A 19,930-nucleotide genomic window follows, 5' to 3' on the forward strand; every position below is an offset into this window, starting at 1 on the left:
GGGGGTCTCCTCTTCTCAAGCGGTCAGCGGGAGAAGCTCGCGTCGCACCGGATGGGCGAACGGTTGACCCGCGGCCCACCGCTGCACCTCGTCGGCCGCGGCGTCTGCGAGCCTGCGCAGCTCGTTGCCCTTCGACCCGGCGACGTGCGGGGTGAGCAGCACCCCGTCGCAGTCCCACAGCGGTGAGCCGGGGGGCAGCGGCTCCGGGGTCGTCACGTCGAGCACGGCGCGCAGCCGCCCGGACAGCAGCTCGCGTTCCAGTGCGGCGTGGTCGACGAGCCCGCCACGCGCGGTGTTGAGCAGGGTGGCTCCGTCGCGCATGAGCCCGAGCAGCCGGGCGTCGACCATGCCGGTGGTCTCGGGCAGCAGCGGCGCGTGCAGCGACACCACACCCGAGCGGGCGAACAGGTCGTCGAGCCCCACCGGCTCGGCGCCGAGCGCCCGTACCTCGGCGTCGGCCACGTACGGGTCGTGCAGGAGGACGTCGAGGTCGAACGGCCGTAGCAGGTCGGCCACCCGGCGGCCGATCAACGAGGCCCCGAGCAGGCCGACGGTGGCGCCGTAGTTGCCGGCGTCGGGGTAGAGCGTGTTCCAGTCGCGTTGCGCCCGCGCCGCGCGGAACTCCCGAGCGATGTCCGGCACCCGCTTGCCGGCGAGCAGGATCATCGCCACGGAGTACTCGGCCACCGGAACGGCGTTGGCCGCCGCCGCCGAGCTGACGACGATGCCCCGCTCCCAGCACTCCTCGGTGACGTGGCGGCGCACGGTGCCGGCCGTGTGGACGATCGCGCGGAGCCGGGGTGCCGCGGCGAGGACGTCCGCGGTGATCGGTGCGCAGCCCCAGCCGGTGATCAGCAGCTCCACGCCGGCGAGATCGGCGCGTTCGAACCCGTCGAAGACCACGTCCGGGTCGATGTCGACGGCGGCCGCGATCCGCTCGACGGCTGCCGGGTGCAGCAGCTGCCGGGCGGTGCTGGTGGCCATCGCGAACGCCGCGCGCGCCACTACTTCACACTCCCTGCCGTCAGGCCCGATCGCCAGTACCGCTGCAACATCAGGAACGCCACGACGAGCGGGACCAGCGCGAGCAGCGAACCGATCACGACGAGCGGGTAGTAGTCCGGGAAGGTCGTTGCGGCGCTGTTCCAGGTGTAGAGGCCGAGGCTGATCGGATAGAGGTTCTCGTCGGACAGCATCACGAGCGGGAGGAAGAAGTTGTTCCAGATCGCGGTGAGCTGGAACAGGAACACCGTGACGAAGCCCGGCCCGAGCATCCGCAGCCCGATGCGGAAGAAGATGTGCAGCTCGGACGCCCCGTCGACGCGGGCGGCCTCGAGCACCTCGCCCGGGACGTAGCCGGTGGCGAACATGCGGGCGAGGTACACGCCGAACGGGTTGAACAGCACCGCGATGAACACCGCCCACATCGAGTTGGCCAGCCCGAGCCGGGACGCGATCAGGTACATCGGCAGGGCCAGCACGGTGCCCGGGATCATGACGCTGATCAGCACGAGCGCGTAGAACTGCTTCTTCCCGCGGAACTCGTACTTGTCGAACACGTACCCGGCCGCCGTGCTGACGAGCGCACCGACCGCTGCGCCGATCACCGCGTACAGGATGCTGTTGGCGTACCAGCGCAGGTAGATCCCGTCGTCCTCGGCGAGCAGGGCCCGGACGTTGCCGACGAGGTCGAAGTTCGCGAGGTCCATCAGGTTGCTGCTGAACAGGGCCTGCGTGTCCTTCGTGGCCGCGAGCAGCAGCCACATCAGCGGCAGGAGCGCGTACAGGGTGCCGGCCGCGACCACGACGTTGGTCGTGATCGCACCGACGCGGGTGCCGCGGTGCACCCGGCGATCGGCGGTCGTCATGCCTTGGCTCCTCGCGAGCTGAAGCGGGCCACCGCGTAGGACAGCAGGCAGCACAGGACGAGCAGCAGCACCGACGCCGCCGAGGCGAGCCCGTAGTTGCTGCGGTTGAACGCGGCTTCGAAGATGTACATGTTCGGCGTGAACCGCGACCCGACCAGCGGGGTCGCCTGCGCGAGCAGCATCGGCTCCGTGAACAGCTGCAGCGAGCCCACCAGCGTGAACATCGCGACCGTCACCACCGCGGCGCGCACCAGGGGCACCTTCACGCGCAGCGCGGTGCGCACCGCCCCTGCGCCGTCCACCGCCGCCGCCTCCATCACCTCCCGCGGCACGGCCTGCAGCGCCGCGTAGAAGATCACGGTGTTGTAGCCGAGGCCGCCCCAGAGCGCGATGTTCACCAGCGACGGGATGAGCAGCGCCTGGCCCAGGAAGTCGATGCGGACGTCCAGGCCCGCCAGCGCGGCGAGCACCGGGCTGATGCCCGGCGTGTAGAGGTACAGCCAGATGATCGCGGCGATGATCCCCGGGATCGCGTGCGGCAGGAACAGCACCGTCTGCGCGAACCGCCTGCCCCGGGCCAGCCCGGAGTCCAGCAGCAGCGCCATCAGCAGCGAACCCGCGACGAGCAGCGGGATGAACACCACGATGTAGGCAAGCGTGACGCCGATGCTGCGCAGGAAGCTCGGGTCGGTGAGCACGACGACGAAGTTGCGGAAGCCGACGAACACGGTGCGCGCGTTGCCGAAGCCGAGCCCGGAGTGCGACGTCGAGAAGAAGCTCAGGTAGACCGCGTAGACCGCGGGGACGGCGAACACGGCGAGGCAGAGCAGGCCGAACGGGACGAGCAGCACGGCCACGGCCTTCCGCTGCCCGGGGACGCGTGGCCCGCTCCGGCCGCTGCGGCTCCGGCCGCCGGCGGCTACCGAGGTCGCGGTCGGGGTCTCGAGGATGGTGGTCATCGTGCGGCCACCGCCAGTCCCAGTGCGCGCATGTCGGGCAACGACTCCTCCTGGGCCTGCTCCAGCGCCTCGACGACGGTGCCGCCGTACCGGACGCGGGCCAGTCCCTCCTGGATCAGCTGGTTGGTGGCGGTCATCCGGGGGCCCCAGACCCAGCCCTCTGGCACGGTCGCGGCCTGCTCGCGGAACAGGGCGTAGACGTCCTGGCCGCCGAAGTAGCTGCGGTCGAAGCCCTCGTCCGCCACACCGACCAGGGCCGGAGCCGCGGGGTACATGCTGCTCGCGCCGCTGGACAGGCGGGCCCGGAACGCCTCGGGGTCGGTGACCATCCAGCGGAGGAACTCCATCGCGGCCTCCGGGTGCTCGCTGCCTGCCGTGACCGCGAACACCGAGCCGCCCTTGACGCCCACGCGCGGCTGCGCCGGGTCCCACTGGGGCAGCGGCGCCGCCGCCCACTTGCCCGCGCCGCCGGGCGCGGAGCGCATGAGGGCCGCGGCCGCCCACGCCCCGTCGATGTACGTGGCGACCGATCCGTTGTTGATCGCCGCGTTCCACTGCTGGCTGTTGCCCGGCGCGACCTGCACGAGATCCTCGTCGGCCAGCCGCTGCCAGTACTCGGCGACGCGCGTGGTGCCCGGGTCGGTGAAGTCGAGGTTCCACCGGCCGCCCTCGGTGGAGAACCACTGCCCGCCTGCCTGGTCGGCGAACCCGGCCAGGTGCGGTGCGCTGTTGGTGAAGAACGTGCCGAGCCGGACGTCGGGCGCGGCGGCCTTGAGGTCCCGGGCGGCCTGCTCGAACTCGGACCACGTCGTCGGTACCGCGATGCCGTGCTGCTCGAACAGGTCCCGGCGGTAGAACAGGATCATCGGCTCGATGTCGAGCGGCACCGCGTAGACGCGCCCGTCGAACGTGGTCTGGTCCCACGCCTGCGGCAGCAGCGCTGCGCGGAACGCCTCGTCGACCCGGTCGGTGACGTCCAGCACGGCCCCGTCCAGCGCGAACGCGGGCAGGGCGTTGTACTCCAGGGTGGCGACGTCGGGGGCGTTGCCGGCACGCGTGGCGTTCGTGAGCTTGGCGTTCGTGCCGCCGGTGCCGGTCGGGGTGACCTCGAGGTCGACCTGGATGGCGGTGTGCGTGGCGTTGAACGCGTCGACGACCGGCTGGGTGCCGCGCAGCGAGGACCAGAACGTGATCACCGTGGGCCCGCCTCCGGAGGGCGGTGGCGCCGCGCTCGAACACGCGGAGAGCGTGAGCACGGCGGCGGTCACCGCACAGGCCAGCACGCGGGATCGGTGGGGCATGGACGTTCCCCTCGTCATCGAGAGAGCGCTTTCCACACACGATCGCGGAGCGAAGGATCCATATCAAGGTCGAACGATCGAAATGATCGAACGATCAGAATGAGGCTATCGTGCGCACCGAGCCCCGGTCCACGAGAGCCGGCAGCAGCTCGACGTGCCGCACCGGTCCGCCCCGCTCCACCCGGTCCAGCAGCAGCGCGAGCGCCTCCCGTCCGACCTGGCGCTTCGGCGGCGCCACCACCGTCAGCTCCGGGCCGCCGAGGTTGGCGATCATGTCGTCGTAGGCGACGACCGAGAGGTCGTCCGGCACCCGGATCCCGGCGGCGTGCAGCTGCGTGACGAGGTTGAGCGCGTCGACGTCGCTGTGGGCGAGGAGCGCGGTCGCGCCGGTCTCCCGGATCGCCGCGGGCAGGTACGGCATGGGCGTGGCCGGGTCGGGGGCCGCGCCGGGGGCGCTGAGCAACGGCTCGGCCAGCAGCGGCAACCCGAGCTCGGGGATCAGCCGCAAGAACGCCGCCCGGATGGTGCGGGCCGTCGGGCTGTCGTCGCGCGCGGCGAGCAGGATCCGGGTGTGCCCGCGCTCGCGCAGGTGGCGCAGGGCGAGCAGCACCCCGCGGGTGTGGTCGGTGCGTACCGCGTCGAGCTCGGCGAGCACGCTGCCCACCGGCGGGAAGCGTTCGAGGAGCACCGCGGGCGCGAGCGGCGTGCCGTCGTCGGCGGGGACCGTGTCCTCGGCCGCGACGGCGGCGGCCGAGCGCCACCGCGGGATGATGAGCGCCCCCAGCGCACCGGGCACCGCGCAGGCGCGGCGTATCGCCGACCGCGTCGGCTCCTTCTCCTCGACGCCGAGCAGCTCCCAGCGCAGGCCCTGCTGCTCCGCGGCCTCCCGGGCCCCTGTGATGATCTGCCCGAGGTAGGTGTTGTGCAGCGGGGCCATCAGCACCACGACGTCGGCGACGGGCCGCAGTGATCGGTCGGTGCGCCGAGCCGAGGGCAGCCGGACGACGCCGTGGCTGCGGACGACCTGCTCGTCACGGGCCAGCGCCTCGACGTCGCGGCGCAGCGTGATCGGGGAGACGTCGAACTCGCGGGCGAGCTCGGCCACCCGCGCGGATCCGCGGGATCGCAGGACCGCGAGGATGCGCTCCTGTCGCGCGGACGGCTTGCTCACCGCACGGCTTCGCCGGCGCTCAGCCGGCGCTTCGCGCTAGCGCTGTGACATCGGTTCGCTCGCTGACGCTCGCTCACGAGCGTGGACGCTACCGCCGCCCTGCGAGCCGGGACGTCAGGCCACGAGCTCCAGGCGGCCGGCCGTGGTGATCACTGCCGGGATGCGCTGGCCGACCGTGCCCTCGACGGCGGGGGCGATCAGGCCCGCGCGCACCAGCCGGTGCACGGCGTTCTGGTCGCAGCAGAAGCGACCGTCGAGGTAGAGATCGGGCTCCGAGCCCCAGACGAGCTCGGCACGTCCGTGCGCCACTTCGCGCAGGATGGCCCGGTCACGGACAGTCAGCTCGACGTCGACGACGAGCTCCATCGCGATCCCCCCGTTCAGCAGGTCAGACCAGGGTGAGGGAATCGTGGACCGCGCTGCCACAGAATTGAGGAACATCTGAGGTTGGCGGCCCGGCGTGTCCGGACGAGTTCACCTGGTCGGGTGCGGCGAGGCGAGCAGGAGCGGGACGAGCTGTTCGTCGGCGGTGAGCGATCCGTGCTGGCCCGGCATGCGCGAGATGAGCCGCTCCCCCCGTGAGCGGATCACGGCCGTGCCTCCGCGCGCGGCGACCACGACGTCGCCGATGCGGTCGCGGGCGTGCGGTGCCACCGGGAGGCCGAACCAGCCCTCGGCGACCGCCTGCTCCCCGGGCACGACCCACGCCCCGTCCCCCAGCACCTCGGTCCAGGTGGCGAGTACGTCGTCGCGTGCGCCGCGCCGGACGTGGACGTGCCGGGCGCGGGGATCGCCTGCCAGCTGCGCGACGCCGTCGGACAGCACTGCGTCGGTGTCCACGTCGTATCGCCGGTCGACCGCGACCATGCCGTGGTCGCCGGTGATCGCGAGAACCGCGTCCGGTGGCAGCCGATCGGCGACGAGCTCGGCGAGCCGGTCGATCTGGGTGAGCTGCAGCCGCCACGGCAGCGATCCGGGGCCGTAGACGTGTCCCAGCGCGTCCAGATCGCGGTGGTAGCCGTAGCAGAGCTGCCGGCCGGGGCCCGCGGTCGCAGCGAGGACGCCCGCGGCCAGGTCGCCCATCGCGTACGTGCCCCGGAAGCGGCCGCCGCGCAGCGTTGCCCTGGTCAGCCCGGATCCCTCGAACTCGCTCAGCGACACCACGGTGACCCCGACGCCGTCGCCCGCGGCTCGCTCCAGCGCGGTGGGTACCGGCTGGACCTCTTCCGGCACCAGCCGCTCGCGCACGTCGGCGCGGTTTCCCTGGACCGTCCAGCGCAGGGTGTCGAGGAGCTCGCCGTCCGTGCGCAGCACGATCCCGAGCAGGCCGTGCGCGCCCGGCGGCACCCCGGTGCCGAGCGACGCGAGGCTGACCGACGTGCTCGACGGGAACCCGGCGGTGAGCGGCCCGAGGTCGGGCAGGCTCGCGAGGAACGGCGCGTCGTCGGCGTGCCGGCGCAGCAGCTCGCTGCCGAGCCCGTCGACGAGCAGCAGCGCCGCCGCGCGCATCGGCGGCACGGCGAGCGCGGGTGCGGGCCCGGGCACGCCGAGCGCGGCGAGCAGCGCCGGCAGCACCTCGGCGAGCGAACGGCGTCCGTACTCGGGCAGCAGCGGCTCGATCACCCCACGAGCATCCCAGCCACACCCTGGAGCCGTAATGCTGTTCCGGAGCCCGACTCTCAGCAGTATGGCTCCGAGGTGCGTTGGATCTAGGCTCGTGCACGTGGAGGAGGCGGTGCCGGACGGGATGCGGATCCTCCTCGACCGGCACGCGATCGTCGTCGACGACGGCACCGCACTCTTCGGCGGTGCCCCGCCGCGGATGCTGCGGCTGTCCGCCGCCGCGGCGGCCCGGCTCGAGGACGGCGCGCTCGAGGTCCGCGACCCGATGGCGGCGAAGCTCGCGCGCAGGCTGCTCGACGCCGGCATCGCGCACCCGGTGTCCGTGCCGGCGGCCGCGGTCCCGCCCGCGGCGGACGTCACGGTCGTCGTGCCGGTGAAGGACCGGGTCGACGGGCTCGCCCGCCTGCTCGCCGCCCTGCCCGCCGACCTCGGCGCCACGATCGTCGTCGACGACGGTTCCGAGGACGCGGCGGGCATCCGGGCCGTCGCCGAGCGGGCGGGGGCGGTGCTCCTGCGCCACCCGGAGGCGAGGGGTCCCGCCGCGGCCCGCAACGCCGGGCTCGCGGCCGCGCGCACCCCGCTCGTCGCGTTCCTCGACTCCGACGTGGTCCCGCAGCCCGGGTGGCTCGGCCCGCTGCTCGCCCGCTTCGCCGACCCGGTGGTGGCGCTGGCGGCGCCGCGGATCGTGGCGCTGGCCGGCCACGGCTGGCTGGGCGGGTACGAGTCGGTGCGCTCATCGCTGGACCTGGGCGCAGATCCGGCGCTGGTGGTACCGAAGAGCCGGGTGGCCTACGTGCCGAGCGCGGCTCTCGTGGTGCGCCGCGACGCCGTCGGCGACGGCTTCGACGAGCGGATGCACGTCGCGGAGGACGTCGACCTCGTGCTGCGGCTGCACGAGGCGGGTTGGCGCCTGCGCTACGAGCCCGCGTCCCGGGTGGCGCACGAGCACCGGACGACGCTGCGCGCCTGGTGGCTGCGCAAGGCGTACTACGGCACGGGCGCCGCGCCGCTGTCGCTGCGCCACCCCGGGTCGGTACCGCCGATGGTGCTCAACACCTGGTCGGCGGCGGTGTCGGCGCTGCTGCTGCGCGGGCGACCGTGGTCGGTTCTCGCGGCGCTCGCCGTGGCGGCCGGTGCCGCCGAACAGCTCGCGCGAAAGCTGCCGGTACGCGAGCCGCGCCGCACCGCCGCCAGGCTGATCGGCCTCGGCGCCGTCGGCACGGTGCAGCAGACCGCCGACGCCGTCACGCGCCACTACTGGCCGATCGCGCTGGTCGCGGCGCTGGTGTCACGCCGCGCTCGCCGCACCGTCGCCGTGATCGCGCTGGCCGAAGGCGTGCTCGACTGGTGGCGCAAGCGCCACGCCCCGGACCGGCCCGGTCTGCTCGGGTACGTGCTCGCCCGCAGACTCGACGACCTCGCCTACGGCGGTGGCCTGTGGTGGGGTGCGCTGCGCCACCGCACGCTCGAGCCGCTGCGCCCGGTGGGTACCGGCCCCGACCGCTCTCCCGACCTCTGACCCCGGGTCGAGTGATCTTCACCGCGCCGTCCGGACAGGTGAACCTGACATTGCCCGCGTTCCGCATCTGCGACTACTAGGCGCCGCTGGTTCCGAGAATGCGGACCGCCCGACGATCGGGATCGGGCAGGCCGGTGTCCTTCGACGGAGTGCGGTTCATCGCCCTTGCATGCCCGGATGATCGGCGGTCTGATTGTGGGCGCCGCCACAACGTCGTGCGCGGCACCCGGGCGTGGCTCGGCTGCGCCCGGTGCGTCCAGTGCCGCTCTGTCAGCGGCACAGCGCTCGTGGTGAGGAGAGGTCACATGGCACAGGTTCGGGTCACCGTCGACGGCGTGGAGTACGTCGACGACGTCGAACCCCGCATGCTGTTGGTGTACTACCTGAGGGAGCGCCTGGGGAAGACCGGCACGGTCGTCGGCTGCGACACCAGCAACTGTGGTGCCTGCACGGTGCACCTGAACGGGCAGAGCGTGAAGTCCTGTTCCGTGCTCGCGGTGCAGGCCGACGGCGCGGAGGTCACGACGATCGAGGGGCTCGCCCGCGACGGCGAGCTGCACCCGGTGCAGAAGGCGTTCAACGAGTGCCACGCGCTGCAGTGCGGCTACTGCACGCCCGGCATGATCATGCAGGCGGTCGACCTGCTCGGCGACAACCCCGACCCCGACGAGCACGCCGTGCGCGAGGGGCTCGAGGGCAACCTCTGCCGCTGCACCGGCTACCAGAACATCGTCCGGGCCGTGCAGAGCGCGGCGCAGGCGATGAAGCCGAGCGCCACGGCGCCGGTCGACACGCCCAGCCCGGTCGCGGGAGGGCAGTGACATGACGACGACCGCCGAACCCACCACATCCGGCGAGATCGGGCGTGCCCGCGTCCGCAAGGAGGACGCGCGCCTGATCACGGGCCGCTCCCGGTACACCGACGCGATCACCCCCGCCGGCACGCTGCACGTCTCCGTGGTCCGGTCGACGTTCGCGCACGCGCGGATCAACGGGATCGACACGTCCGCCGCGAAGAAGGCCCCCGGCGTCGTCGGCGTCTACACCGCAGCCGATCTCGGCGTCGAGTCCGTCGGCCTGCCGTGCGCGTGGCCGATCACGCCCGATCAGAAGGCGCCGCAGCGGCCCCTGCTCGCCAGCGGCACCGTGCACTTCGCGGGCGAGGGCGTCGCCGTCGTCGTCGCCCGGTCGATCGCGGCGGCCAGGGACGCCGCGGACCTCGTCGACGTCGACTACGAGCCGCTCGACCCGGTGCTCGACATGGAGGCCGCGCTCGCCGACGGCGCCACGCTCGTGCACCCCGACCTCGGCACCAACGAGAGCGCCACCTGGGTGTTCGACTCCGGCGAGGCGGGCACCGGCGACAACGTCGCCGACGCGATCGCCGCGGCCGAGTCCGACCCCGACTCCGTCGTGGTGCGCCGCCGGTTCCGCCAGCAGCGGCTCATCCCGGCGTTCATGGAGCCGCGCTCGGTGGTCGTGGACCCCACCGGCGAGCAGATCACCTTCTACTCGGCCACCCAGATCCCGCACATCCTGCGCACGATGACGTCGGTGGTGCTCGGCGTCCCCGAGAGCAAGCTGCGGGTCATCGCCCCCGACGTCGGCGGCGGGTTCGGCGGCAAGATCGGCGTGATCCCCGAGGAGATGCTCTGCGTCGTGCTGGCGCAGAAGCTCGGCAAGCCGGTCAAGTGGACCGAGACGCGGTCGGAGTCGCTGCTCGCGGCCCACCACGGGCGCGACCAGATCCAGGACATCACGATCACGGCCAAGAAGGACGGCACGGTCACCGGCCTCGACGTCAAGCTGCTGGCCGACATGGGCGCCTACCTCGGCCTCGTCGGACCCGGCGTGCCGATCCTGGGCGCGTTCATGTTCAACGCGATCTACAAGATCCCGGCCTACAAGTTCACCTGCACCAACGTCTTCACCACGAAGACGCTGACGGACGCCTACCGGGGCGCGGGACGGCCCGAGGCCACGTTCGCGATCGAGCGGATCATGGACGAGCTGGCGGCCGAGCTCGGCCGCGACCCGATGGAGCTGCGCCAGCAGAACTGGATCAAGCACGAGGAGTTCCCGTTCACCACGGTGTGCGGGCTCACCTACGACTCCGGCAACTACGAGCAGGCCACGCGGCAGGCGATGGACCTGTTCGACTACGCGGGCCTGCGCCGCGAGCAGGAGGAGCGCAGGCGCTCGGGCGACCCGGTGCAGCTCGGCATCGGGATCTCGACGTTCACCGAGATGTGCGGGCTGGCCCCGTCCCGGGTGCTCGGGTCGCTGGCCTACGGTGCGGGCGGCTGGGAGGCCGCGAGCATCCGGATGCTCGCCACCGGCAAGGTCGAGGTCATCACCGGGGCCTCACCGCACGGGCAGGGTCACGAGACGGCGTTCAGCCAGATCGTGGCCGACCAGCTCGGCGTGCCGTTCGAGGACGTCGAGATCCTGCACGGCGACACCCAGATATCGCCGAAGGGCCTCGACACCTACGGGTCGCGCTCGCTCGCCGTCGGCGGCATCGCGATCGTCAACGCGGCGGAGAAGGTGATCGCGAAGGCCAGGAAGCTCGCGGCGCACATGCTCGAGGCCGACGAGAACGACATCGAGTTCGAGAACGGCACGTTCTCGGTGCGCGGCACGGACAAGGGCAAGGCCATCCAGGAGATCGCGTTCGCCGCGTTCATGGCGCACGACCTCCCGGAGGGGATGGAGCCCTCGCTCGACGCCGACGCCGTGTACGACCCGGAGAACTTCTCCTTCCCGCACGGCACGCACCTCGCCGCGATCGAGGTCGACACCGAGACCGGGCACGTCAGCGTGCGCAAGTACGTCTGCGTGGACGACATCGGCAACGTGATCAACCCCCTGATCGTCGAGGGACAGGTGCACGGCGGGCTCGCACAGGGCATCGCACAGGCCCTGTTCGAGGAGGCCAACTACGACGAGCAGGGCACGCTGGTCAACGGAACGTTCGTCGACTACACGCTGCCCTCGTCCGCCGACCTGCCGAGCTTCGACACCCACGTCGTGAGCACGCCGGCCACTTCCAACCCGCTGGGGGTGAAGGGAGTCGGCGAGGCGGGCACCATCGCGTCCACCCCGGCCATCGTCAACGGCGTGATCGACGCCCTGCGCGACCTCGGCGTCATGGAGGTCGAGATGCCGTGCACGTCGCAGCGCGTGTGGCGGGCCATCCAGGACGCGAAGGGCCGTTCCACGCAGGACACTCCGGTCGACACCCATTCTCCGGGCGCGGGCCTCGGCTCGATCGACCCGAACAACCCCCAGGGAGAGGTCCAGTGATCCCCGCCCAGTTCGACTACGTCAAGCCGTCGTCGGTCGACGAGGCAGTCCGGGCTCTGCAGGAGGCAGGCGACGACGCGAAGATCCTCGCCGGCGGGCAGAGCCTGCTCCCGGTGCTGCGGCTGCGGCTCGCCGCCCCCACCCTGCTCGTCGATCTCGGCGGGATCGCCGAGCTGCGCGGGATCCGGGAAGAGGGCGACCGCGTGGTCGTCGGGGCGATGACGTCGTACTACGACATCATCCGCGACGAGTCCGTGCAGCGGCACGTCGCGCTGCTGGCGCAGGCCACCGAGACCGTCGCCGACAGCCAGGTGCGCCACCGCGGCACGCTCGGCGGGTCGCTCGCCCACGCCGACCCGGCGGGCGACCTCGGTGCGGTCGCGCTCGCCCTCGACGCCGAGCTCGTGATCGCCGGACCGTCCGGCAGCCGCACGGTGCCTGCGCCGCAGTTCTTCGTCGACTACTTCACCACGGCGCTCGGCGAGGGCGACATCCTCACCGAGATCCGGTTCCCGAAGTACACGGGCTGGGGCAGCCACTACGAGAAGTTCAACCGCACAGCGCAGGCCTGGTCGATGGTCGCGATCGCGGCCGCCGTCCGGGTCGAGGGCGGCACGATCGCGGAGGCGCGGGTGGGGCTCACGAACATGGGCAGCACACCGATCCGCGCCGCAGGTGTGGAGCAGGCGCTCGTGGGGCAACCCGCCACCGCGGAGGCGGTACGCGCAGCGGCCGAACGGGTCACCGAGGGCACCGCCGCGCCGAGTGACGCGGATGCGGCTGCGGACTACCGTGAACATCTGGCCAAGGTGCTCACCGGCCGCGCGGTGTTGGCGGCCGCAGGCTGACGCTCGTTCCGCAGGACGTCTGCTCGGGTCATCCGGGGCAGGCGTCCTGCGGCTTTTGGAGGAGACAGAGAAGATGCAGCTGGAGAACAAGTTCACGATCGACGCGCCGATCGACAAGGCGTGGGAGGCGCTGAACACGCCGGAGACGGTGGCTCCCTGCTTCCCGGGCGCCACCCTGCAGGAGTACGAGGGCGACTCTTTCACCGGCACCGTCAAGGTGAAGCTCGGGCCGATCTCGCTCACCTACAAGGGGAAGGGCACGTACGTCACGCGCGACGACGCGAACCACAAGGTCGTCATCGAGGCGAATGGGCGCGACTCCCGCGGCAACGGCACGGCGAGTGCCACCGTCACCGGCACGATGGTCGCCGACGGGCCCAACCGCACCGCCGTCACCATGGTCACCGACATGACCATCACGGGCCGGCCCGCCCAGTTCGGCCGCGGTGTCATCTCCGACGTCGCAGACAAGATCATCGGGCAGTTCTCGGCCTGCGTGGCCAGCAAGCTCGCGCCGGCGGCCGAGGCGCCCGCAGCGGCGGCGCCCGCCCCGGCCAAGCCGTCGCCTTCCCCGGCGGCGCCGAGCGGTGAGGGTGCGTCCGCGCCCGCGGCTGCGGCCGGAACGGTCGCCGCACCGGCCACGAGCGGCCGCACGAACGGCAGCGGATCGGCGGAGGCAGCGGCCGCCGCGAAGGGGCCGGTGCTCGCGCCGAAGGCGACGACCAGCAGCGGCCCGCTGCGCAGCGAGGTCGACGCGATCGACCTGCTCGACACGGCGGGCGCCCCGGTGCTCAAGCGCCTGGCCCCGGTGGCCGGGGGCGCGCTGCTCCTGCTCATCATCTTCCTGATCCGCCGCGCGCGCCGCTGACGCCCGGTCTCGTTGCAGCAAGGCCACCTTCATGCCATGACGTGGCATGAAGGTGGCCTTGCTGCAATCCGGCGCCTCGCGGTCACACAGCGGGGGAGAGGGCGCGCTCGGCATGGACGCGTGCCTCGTCGGGCGTGAGATCGCCGCCTGCCTCGAACGCCTCGGTGAAGGCGGGCCGGCCGAGGACGGCGCGGGCGGCGGCGGTGGCGCGGTCCACGTCGGCGCGCTCGGCGGGCGCCGTCGGCAGCTCCGCCGCGGCGCGGGCCGCGGCCGCCGCCCCCAGCACGGTCGCGGCCGCTGCGGGCGACCCGGCGGCGGCGAGGGCGGCGGCGAGCCCTTCGAGGGCCTGCGAGGTGTCCCGGGGAGCACTGATCTTCCGGGCTAGGTCGTAGGCCTCGCCGTGCAGGCGGAACGCCGTGTGCGGGTCACCGCGTAGCTCGGCGAGGAAGCCGAGCTCGGTGAGCACCATCGGCAGGTGGACCGCGATGTCGGCACACCGCGGCGTGCCGTCGAGGACCGTGTCGAGATGCTGCTGAGCCGCGTCGAGCCTTCCCTGCCTGCGGCTCGCGTAGCCGAGCACGATGCGGGCGAACGTCAGCCCGTCGTGGAAGCCCTGCTCGGTGGCGACCGCGAGCGCCCGCTCGCCGTGCGCTCTCGCTCGGGCGTGGTCCCCGGATTGCGTCGCGATCCAGCCGAGCCACGCCAGCCGGGACGACACCTCGGGCCACAGGCCGAGCTCCTCGCACCAGCGCAGCCCCTCCCGGTGCAGTGCGGCGGCCCGTTCGTGGTCGGCGCCGAGCTCGGCCAGCGCGCCCAGCCAGCACGTCGCCTGCAGCTGGCCCCAGCGGTCGCCGGTCTCGCGGAACAGCTCGGCCGCCCGGCCGGCTTCGCGTTCCAGGGTGCGGAGGTCGCCGCGCACGTGGGCGAGCCTGGCGCGGCCCAGGCGCGCTGCGCCTTCCGTCCAGCGGTCCCCGCAGGCGCGGCTGATCGCCAGCGCCCGCTCGAACAGCTCGGTGGCACTGGGAAGATCGCTCGCCGTGCCGGTGTCGGCGAGGAACCACGTGGCACGGGCCCGCACGACGGGGTCGGTGATCGCGTCCAGGGCCGGCAGACCCGCCGCGTACGCGGCGGACGCCTCGGGTAGGCCCAGCATGAGTGCGATACCGGCCCGCCACGCCACGGCGGTGGCGCGCAGTCCCGCGGGCGCCGGGCCGTCCAGCGCGAGGGCGGTGTCCAGTGCCCTGCGCGCCTCGTCAAGACGCCCCCGCAGCACCCAGTACCAGCACAGCGTCGTGACCAGGCGCAGCGCGCGTTCCGAGTCACTCGCCGCGATCGCGGCTCGCAGGTTGGCCGTCTCGGCGTCGAGCAGGGCGAGCCGGTGCGGCTGCTGCGCACCGTGCAGGCCGGGCGCGGTCTCTTCGGCCAGTGCCAGGTAGTGGTCGGCGTGGCGGCGGCGCAGGACGTCGTCCTCGCCGGCGTCGTGCAATTTGCCGAGGCTGTACTCGGCCACGGACTCCAGCAGCCGGAAGCGCCGCCCCGCACCGGGGGTCACCTCGACGAGGGAGCGGTCCACGAGGCGGGCGAGCAGATCCGGCACGTCGCACGCCGGCAGATCGTCATCGGCGCTGACTGCCGCGACGGCATCCGCGGTGGCGCCGCCGATGTGCACGGCGAGGCGCCTCAGCAGAACCTGCTCGGGAGACGTGAGCAGCTCCCAGCTCCAATCGATCATGGCCTGCAGCGTCTGCTGGCGGGGCGGGGCACCGCGGTGGCCGACGCCGAGCAGCCGGAACCTGTCATCCAGCCGGGCCACGACGCCGTCCAACCCGAGGGCGCGCACGCGCGTGGCCGCCAACTCCAGCGCCAGCGGGATCCCGTCCAGCCGCCGGCACAGCACGGCGATCGGCGCCGCCGTGTCCGCATCGAGCCGGAAGCTCGTGGCCGCGGCCGCGGCCCGCGCGACGAACAGCCGGGCTGCGCTGCTGTCCGCGACGTGTGCCGGGTCGTCGGCGCCCGGCAGGGGTACGTCCAGCGGCGCGACGCTCCACACCACCTCGCCTGCCAGAGCGAGCGGTTCCCGGCTGGTGGCCAGCACCCGCAGGCCCGGTGCCGCCCGCAGCAGCAGTTCGACGAGGTCGGCGACGTGCTCGACGACGTGTTCACAGTTGTCCAGTACGAGCAGCAGCTGTTGCGGCCGCAGCACGTCGGCCAGCCGTTCGGGCGGAGAAGCCTGCTGCCCCGGGTGCGCCGTGACCCGGACGTTCAGCGCCGAGAGGGCGGCCTCGGCCAGCGACCCGAGCACGTCCGGATCGCCGGGCCGCGCGGCCGCGGCCAGCTCGACCAGCCACGCCCCGTCGTCGAAGTCGTCAGCGGCGGCCTCGGCCGCGGCCAGCGCCAGCCTGGTCTTGCCGACTCCCCCCGGCCCGGTCAGGGTGACCAGCCGGTCGGCGCCGAGCAGCTTCCGCACGTCGATCACGGCGCTGTCCCTGCCGACGAGCTCCGTGCGCGCGGCGGGAAGGTTGCCCCTGCGTCTGCCCGCTGTGGGCGGGGTCGGGTCGAGCGCCGGGTCCCTCGTGAGGATCGCCTGGTGCAGAGCGGCCAGTTCCGGGCTCGGGTCGATCCCCAGCTCGTCGGCGAGCCGGGTCTGCACGTCCTGGTAGGTCGCCAGCGCCTCGGCCTGGCGGCCCGCTCGGTACAGGGCGCGCATCGCGCAGCCGCGCAGCCGTTCCCGCAACGGGTGCTCGGCCACCAGCGCGATGAGCTCGCCGGCGAGCTCGGCGTGCTGGCCGAGCTCGAGGCGCAGCTCGGCGGCGTCCTCCTGAGCCTCGAGCCGCTGGTCGGCGAGGTGGGCGACGAAGCCTGCGGCGAACGGGGCGTCGGCGAAGTCGGCGAGGGCGGGCCCGCGCCAGAGCTCCAGCGCCTCGGCGAGCAGCGCCGCCGCTACCCGCGGCTCGGCTCCCCGTGCCTGCGCGGTGAGCCTGGAGAACCGGCGCGCGTCGACCGCGTCCGGGGCGGGGCGCAGCGCGAAGCCCGCCGGTCCCGACACCACGAGGTCGCGCCCACCCGGTTCGGCGTCCTCCAGTGCACGGCGCAGCTGCGAGACCTTCGCCAGGAGCGTCGCCTGCGCGCTGGGCGGCGGCCGCTCGCCCCAGATGTCGTCGATCAGCCGATCGGCCGGAACGGGACGGCCCGCGTGCGCCAGCAGGTCGGCGAGCAGCGCGCGCACCTTCCGGCCGGGGATCCTGACCGGTAGTCCGGCATCCGTCCACACGGCCACCGGACCGAGCACACCGAACCGCACTCGCCCTACCCTAGGGCGCGTCTCGGAACGATCTTGGCGTGTCCCTCCGGATCGACGGCCTGGTCCTCGCCGGTTGTGCCGAGCCGGCAGGCGACCGCAAGGAAATCGAAAGCGCGGCTGTCAGGCTGGCCCCCGTGTCCGAGTTCGCTCCGCATGCCGATGATCGGCGAGGGCGACGGGCCCAGCAGGCGACCGGCCTGGTGTCGATCACTACGAGCCGGGAACCGGCGTACTGATCTGCACCTTCCGGCTTTCGCCGGTGGCCGTCCACATCCGACAGGAGTTCCTACATGACCAGGGCAACGCGTGTCGCGCTCGCCGCGGTGACCGCGCTCGCCGCCGTCGCAGGCTGTGGAGCGGGTGCCGGCAACGGCCCGGAGCCGTCGCAGGCCGCCGGTGCCCCGGCACCCGGGCGGTACGCCTCGATCGACGGCCTCGAGATGTACTACGAGGTCCACGGTCCGGAGACCGGTCGGCCCCTCGTGCTGCTGCACGGCTCGTTGTCGGGCATCCAGCCCGACTTCGGCGAGCTCATCCCGGTGCTGGCCAGGGACCGGCGGGTGATCGCCGTCGAGCAGCAGGCGCACGGGCACACCGCCGACGTCGACCGGCCGTTGCGCGTGGACCAGATGGCGGCCGACACCACCGCGCTGCTGCGGCAGCTCGGTGTGCAGCAGGCCGACGTCCTCGGCTTCAGCACCGGTGCGGCCGTCGCGCTGGACATGGGTCTGAAGGAGCCGGCCCTGGTGCACAAGCTCGTGCTCGTCTCGCCGATGTACGACCCGGCGGGCATGCACCCCGGCCTCATCGAAGGGCTGGCCGGGCTTCAGCCGGAGATGCTGCACGGCACGCCCTTCCACGAGTACTACCTGGCTGCCGCGTCTCGGCCGGACGACTTCGGGTCGCTGGTGGAGAAGAACAAGGATCTCCAGCTGAACTACCCGAAGCACTCGGCGAGCACCATCCAGTCGCTGGCAGCCCCGGTCCTCCTCGTGGTCGGGGACTCCGACGTGGTGCGCATCGATCACGTCACGGAGTTCTTCCGGCTGCTCGGCGGGGCCGTGAACGGCGACATCGCCGGGCTCCCGCAGTCGCAGCTGGCGGTGCTGCCCGGCACGACGCACATCGGGGTGATGCACCGGCCAGAGCTGCCCTCGATCGTCCCGGCCTTCCTCGACGCCCCGAGGCCGGGGTAGCCGGCACCGAGCCGTCTCGGTCGGGCGCAGGGCCGCCGGATCACCGGGCGTTGTGGAAGATGATCCCCAGCACGTGCCGGCTCCCGCTGTGCACGGCGCTGACCCCGTGCCGCATCTGCACCCGGTGGAACCCGCGGGATCCGTGCTGCGGCCGGTGGTGCACCGGGAACACGACCGCCTCGCCCTGCCGTGGGCGCAACACGATCGGCCGTGACTGCTGGCGTGGGCGCTGCTCCACGAACACGCTCTCGCCGCCGGTGAAGTCCTCGTCGGGGCGGCTGAGCATCACGAGGAACTGCAGCGGGAAGGTCAGGTCCCCGTAGACGTCCTGGTGCAGGCAGTTGTAACCGCCCGGGCCGTACCGCAGCACGAGCGGCGTGGGACGGTGCTGCCCGGCGGCGGCGCACTCGGCCAGCAGCGCGTCCAGCTCGGTCGGGAACGTCCGCTCGCCCAGCCGTTCCGCCCAGGTGTTGGCGATCTCCGCGAGTGGCGGGTACAGCTGCTCCCGCAACTGCTGGACCAGCGGCGGGAGCGGGTCGGCGAAGTACCGGTAGCTGCCTTCGCCGAACGCGTGCCGGGCCATCACCACGGTGCTGCGGAACCGCTCGTCCTCGTCGAACATCGCGATCACGTCCGCGCACTGCTCGGGTGCGAGCAGCGCCTGCGTGCCCGCGACGCCGTCGGTGTCGAGGCGCTCCTGCAGGGCGGGCACGTCCAGTCGGTCGAGCACTGCGGTCATGCCTCCACCTTCACCCACGTCGGTAAAGCTTGCTGGCGGGAATCGGCCACAGGGATGATGATCCGATGCGTCCCGGACCCCACAACGCTCTGACCGACGTTCCCGGCCTGCGCGTGGGCCACGCCTCGCTCGAGGGGCCGGGCGCTATGAGCGGCACGACGGTCGTGCTCGCCCCCGAGGGCGGCGCGGTGGCCGGTGCGGACGTCCGGGGCGCGGCGCCCGGCACGCGTGAGACCGACCTGCTGCACCCGGGTGCCACCGTCCAGCGGGTGCACGCCGTGGTGCTCTCCGGTGGCAGCGCCTACGGGCTCGCGGCGGCCGGCGGTGTGGTGGCCCGGCTCGAGGAGGCGGGCATCGGCTTCCCCGTGCCGGGTGGAGTCGTGCCGATCGTGCCGGGCGCCGTCGTGTTCGACCTCGGCCGCGGCGGCGACTTCACCGTCCGGCCGGACGCGGCCACCGGCGCCGCCGCCTACGACGCGGCGAGCGACGGGCCGATACCGCAGGGTGTCGTCGGCGCAGGCACCGGTGCTCTCGCAGGCGGGATCAAGGGCGGGATCGGTACGGCCAGCGCCGTGCTGGACGACGGAGCGGTCGTTGCGGCCCTCGTCGTCGCGAACGCCGCCGGCTCGGCGGTCGATCCGGCGACCGGGGAGCTGTACGGGGTGCGCGCCGGGCTGCCCGGCGAGTTCCCGGCGGTCAGCGTCGACGCCGCGGCCCTCGACGAGCTGCGCGCAGCGCCCCAGCCGCCCGCGCTGGGCACTGCCACCACGCTCGCCGTCGTGGCCACGGACGTCACGCTGGACAAGGCCGGGTGCGGGCGGCTGGCGACCATGGGCCACGACGGCCTCGCCCGCGCCGTCGCGCCCGCCCACACCGCGACCGACGGCGACGTGGTCTTCGGGCTGTCCACCGCAACCCGGCCCACCCCGGACCTACCCGGCCTCGTCGCGCTGCACGCCGCGGCCGCCGACGTCGTCAGCCGGGCGATCGCGCACGCGCTGCTCGCGGCGGAGGGGGTGGCGACCAGGGCCCGGACCTGGCGCAGCTACCGCGACATCGTCGGGGGGTAGCGGACGGCGGCCCGCTGATCGATCCCACGAGCACGACGGCGCCCCGCTCGGTACCTCGTACTGCTCGCACCCGGAGCCCGCGCTGTTGCGGCGGATGTCGAGAACGGCGGCCCGGCCTCGACGTCCCGGTCGAGAACACCCTCCGACCGGAAGAAGCCAGT

General features: G+C 73.1%; 16 protein-coding genes. 7 read left to right on the forward strand and 9 right to left on the reverse strand.

Annotated features, from left to right (window positions below):
- Positions 1–15: 15 nt before the first annotated feature.
- From FHX44_RS19555 to FHX44_RS19585, 7 genes are all read right to left on the reverse strand, one after another.
- Positions 16–1,005, reverse strand: coding sequence for a hydroxyacid dehydrogenase (locus tag FHX44_RS19555; protein ID WP_246170481.1), 990 nt, complete (start codon positions 1,003–1,005; stop codon positions 16–18).
- A complete protein-coding gene (locus FHX44_RS19560; RefSeq protein ID WP_147257115.1) occupies positions 1,005–1,868 on the reverse strand; it encodes a carbohydrate ABC transporter permease in 864 nt (287 codons plus the stop codon). Before FHX44_RS19560 ends, FHX44_RS19555 begins: the two co-directional genes overlap by 1 nt.
- On the reverse strand, positions 1,865–2,827 hold the full coding sequence (locus tag FHX44_RS19565) for a carbohydrate ABC transporter permease (RefSeq protein ID WP_147257116.1): 963 nt from the start codon (positions 2,825–2,827) through the stop codon (positions 1,865–1,867). Before FHX44_RS19565 ends, FHX44_RS19560 begins: the two co-directional genes overlap by 4 nt.
- Positions 2,824–4,128, reverse strand: a complete 1,305-nt coding sequence (locus tag FHX44_RS19570; RefSeq protein ID WP_147257117.1) for an ABC transporter substrate-binding protein — start codon at positions 4,126–4,128, stop codon at positions 2,824–2,826. The genes FHX44_RS19565 and FHX44_RS19570 overlap by 4 nt, the downstream gene beginning before the upstream one ends.
- Positions 4,129–4,222: 94 nt before the next feature.
- Positions 4,223–5,299 carry a LacI family DNA-binding transcriptional regulator gene (locus FHX44_RS19575; protein ID WP_147257118.1) on the reverse strand — a complete coding sequence of 359 codons (1,077 nt, stop codon included), beginning with the start codon at positions 5,297–5,299 and terminating at the stop codon, positions 4,223–4,225.
- Between the two features lie 114 nt (positions 5,300–5,413).
- Positions 5,414–5,665, reverse strand: coding sequence for a hypothetical protein (locus tag FHX44_RS19580; RefSeq protein WP_147257119.1), 252 nt, complete (start codon positions 5,663–5,665; stop codon positions 5,414–5,416).
- Positions 5,666–5,773: 108 nt separating this feature from the next.
- Positions 5,774–6,919: an alkaline phosphatase family protein gene (locus FHX44_RS19585; RefSeq protein WP_212613013.1), complete on the reverse strand. Its 1,146-nt coding sequence runs from the start codon at positions 6,917–6,919 to the stop codon at positions 5,774–5,776.
- Positions 6,920–7,022: 103 nt separating this feature from the next.
- On the opposite strand from FHX44_RS19585, the gene mftF reads away from it, so the two are divergent.
- The 5 genes from mftF to FHX44_RS19610 all read left to right on the forward strand — a co-directional run bounded on the left by mftF (position 7,023) and on the right by FHX44_RS19610 (position 13,463).
- A complete protein-coding gene (gene mftF / locus FHX44_RS19590; RefSeq protein WP_246170482.1) occupies positions 7,023–8,441 on the forward strand; it encodes a mycofactocin biosynthesis glycosyltransferase MftF in 1,419 nt (472 codons plus the stop codon).
- 305 nt (positions 8,442–8,746) lie between these two features.
- Entirely contained in the window at positions 8,747–9,262 is a 516-nt protein-coding gene (locus tag FHX44_RS19595; RefSeq protein WP_147257121.1) for a (2Fe-2S)-binding protein, read from the forward strand.
- 1 nt (position 9,263) lies between these two features.
- Positions 9,264–11,747 (forward strand): xanthine dehydrogenase family protein molybdopterin-binding subunit, encoded by a 2,484-nt coding sequence (locus FHX44_RS19600; RefSeq protein ID WP_147257122.1) that lies wholly within the window; start codon positions 9,264–9,266, stop codon positions 11,745–11,747.
- Positions 11,744–12,595: an FAD binding domain-containing protein gene (locus tag FHX44_RS19605; RefSeq protein WP_147257123.1), complete on the forward strand. Its 852-nt coding sequence runs from the start codon at positions 11,744–11,746 to the stop codon at positions 12,593–12,595. Before FHX44_RS19600 ends, FHX44_RS19605 begins: the two co-directional genes overlap by 4 nt.
- A 73-nt stretch (positions 12,596–12,668) precedes the next feature.
- Positions 12,669–13,463, forward strand: coding sequence for an SRPBCC family protein (locus FHX44_RS19610; RefSeq protein WP_147257124.1), 795 nt, complete (start codon positions 12,669–12,671; stop codon positions 13,461–13,463).
- A gap of 82 nt (positions 13,464–13,545) precedes the next feature.
- Here the strand turns inward: FHX44_RS19610 and FHX44_RS19615 are convergent, their stop codons facing one another.
- Positions 13,546–16,764 carry an ATP-binding protein gene (locus FHX44_RS19615; protein ID WP_147257125.1) on the reverse strand — a complete coding sequence of 1,073 codons (3,219 nt, stop codon included), beginning with the start codon at positions 16,762–16,764 and terminating at the stop codon, positions 13,546–13,548.
- Positions 16,765–17,054: 290 nt separating this feature from the next.
- Between FHX44_RS19615 and FHX44_RS19620 the strand changes: the two genes are divergently transcribed.
- Complete coding sequence (locus tag FHX44_RS19620) at positions 17,055–17,960, forward strand: alpha/beta fold hydrolase (RefSeq protein ID WP_147257126.1); 906 nt, start codon at positions 17,055–17,057, stop codon at positions 17,958–17,960.
- A gap of 40 nt (positions 17,961–18,000) precedes the next feature.
- On the opposite strand, the gene FHX44_RS19625 is transcribed toward FHX44_RS19620, so the two are convergent.
- Positions 18,001–18,699, reverse strand: a complete 699-nt coding sequence (locus tag FHX44_RS19625; protein ID WP_147257127.1) for a 2OG-Fe(II) oxygenase — start codon at positions 18,697–18,699, stop codon at positions 18,001–18,003.
- Positions 18,700–18,764: 65 nt separating this feature from the next.
- On the opposite strand from FHX44_RS19625, the gene FHX44_RS19630 reads away from it, so the two are divergent.
- Entirely contained in the window at positions 18,765–19,769 is a 1,005-nt protein-coding gene (locus FHX44_RS19630) for a P1 family peptidase (RefSeq protein ID WP_147257128.1), read from the forward strand.
- Positions 19,770–19,930 lie beyond the last annotated feature (161 nt).

This window comes from Pseudonocardia hierapolitana (assembly GCF_007994075.1).
In the GTDB taxonomy this organism is placed as follows: Bacteria; Actinomycetota; Actinomycetes; order Mycobacteriales; family Pseudonocardiaceae; genus Pseudonocardia; species Pseudonocardia hierapolitana.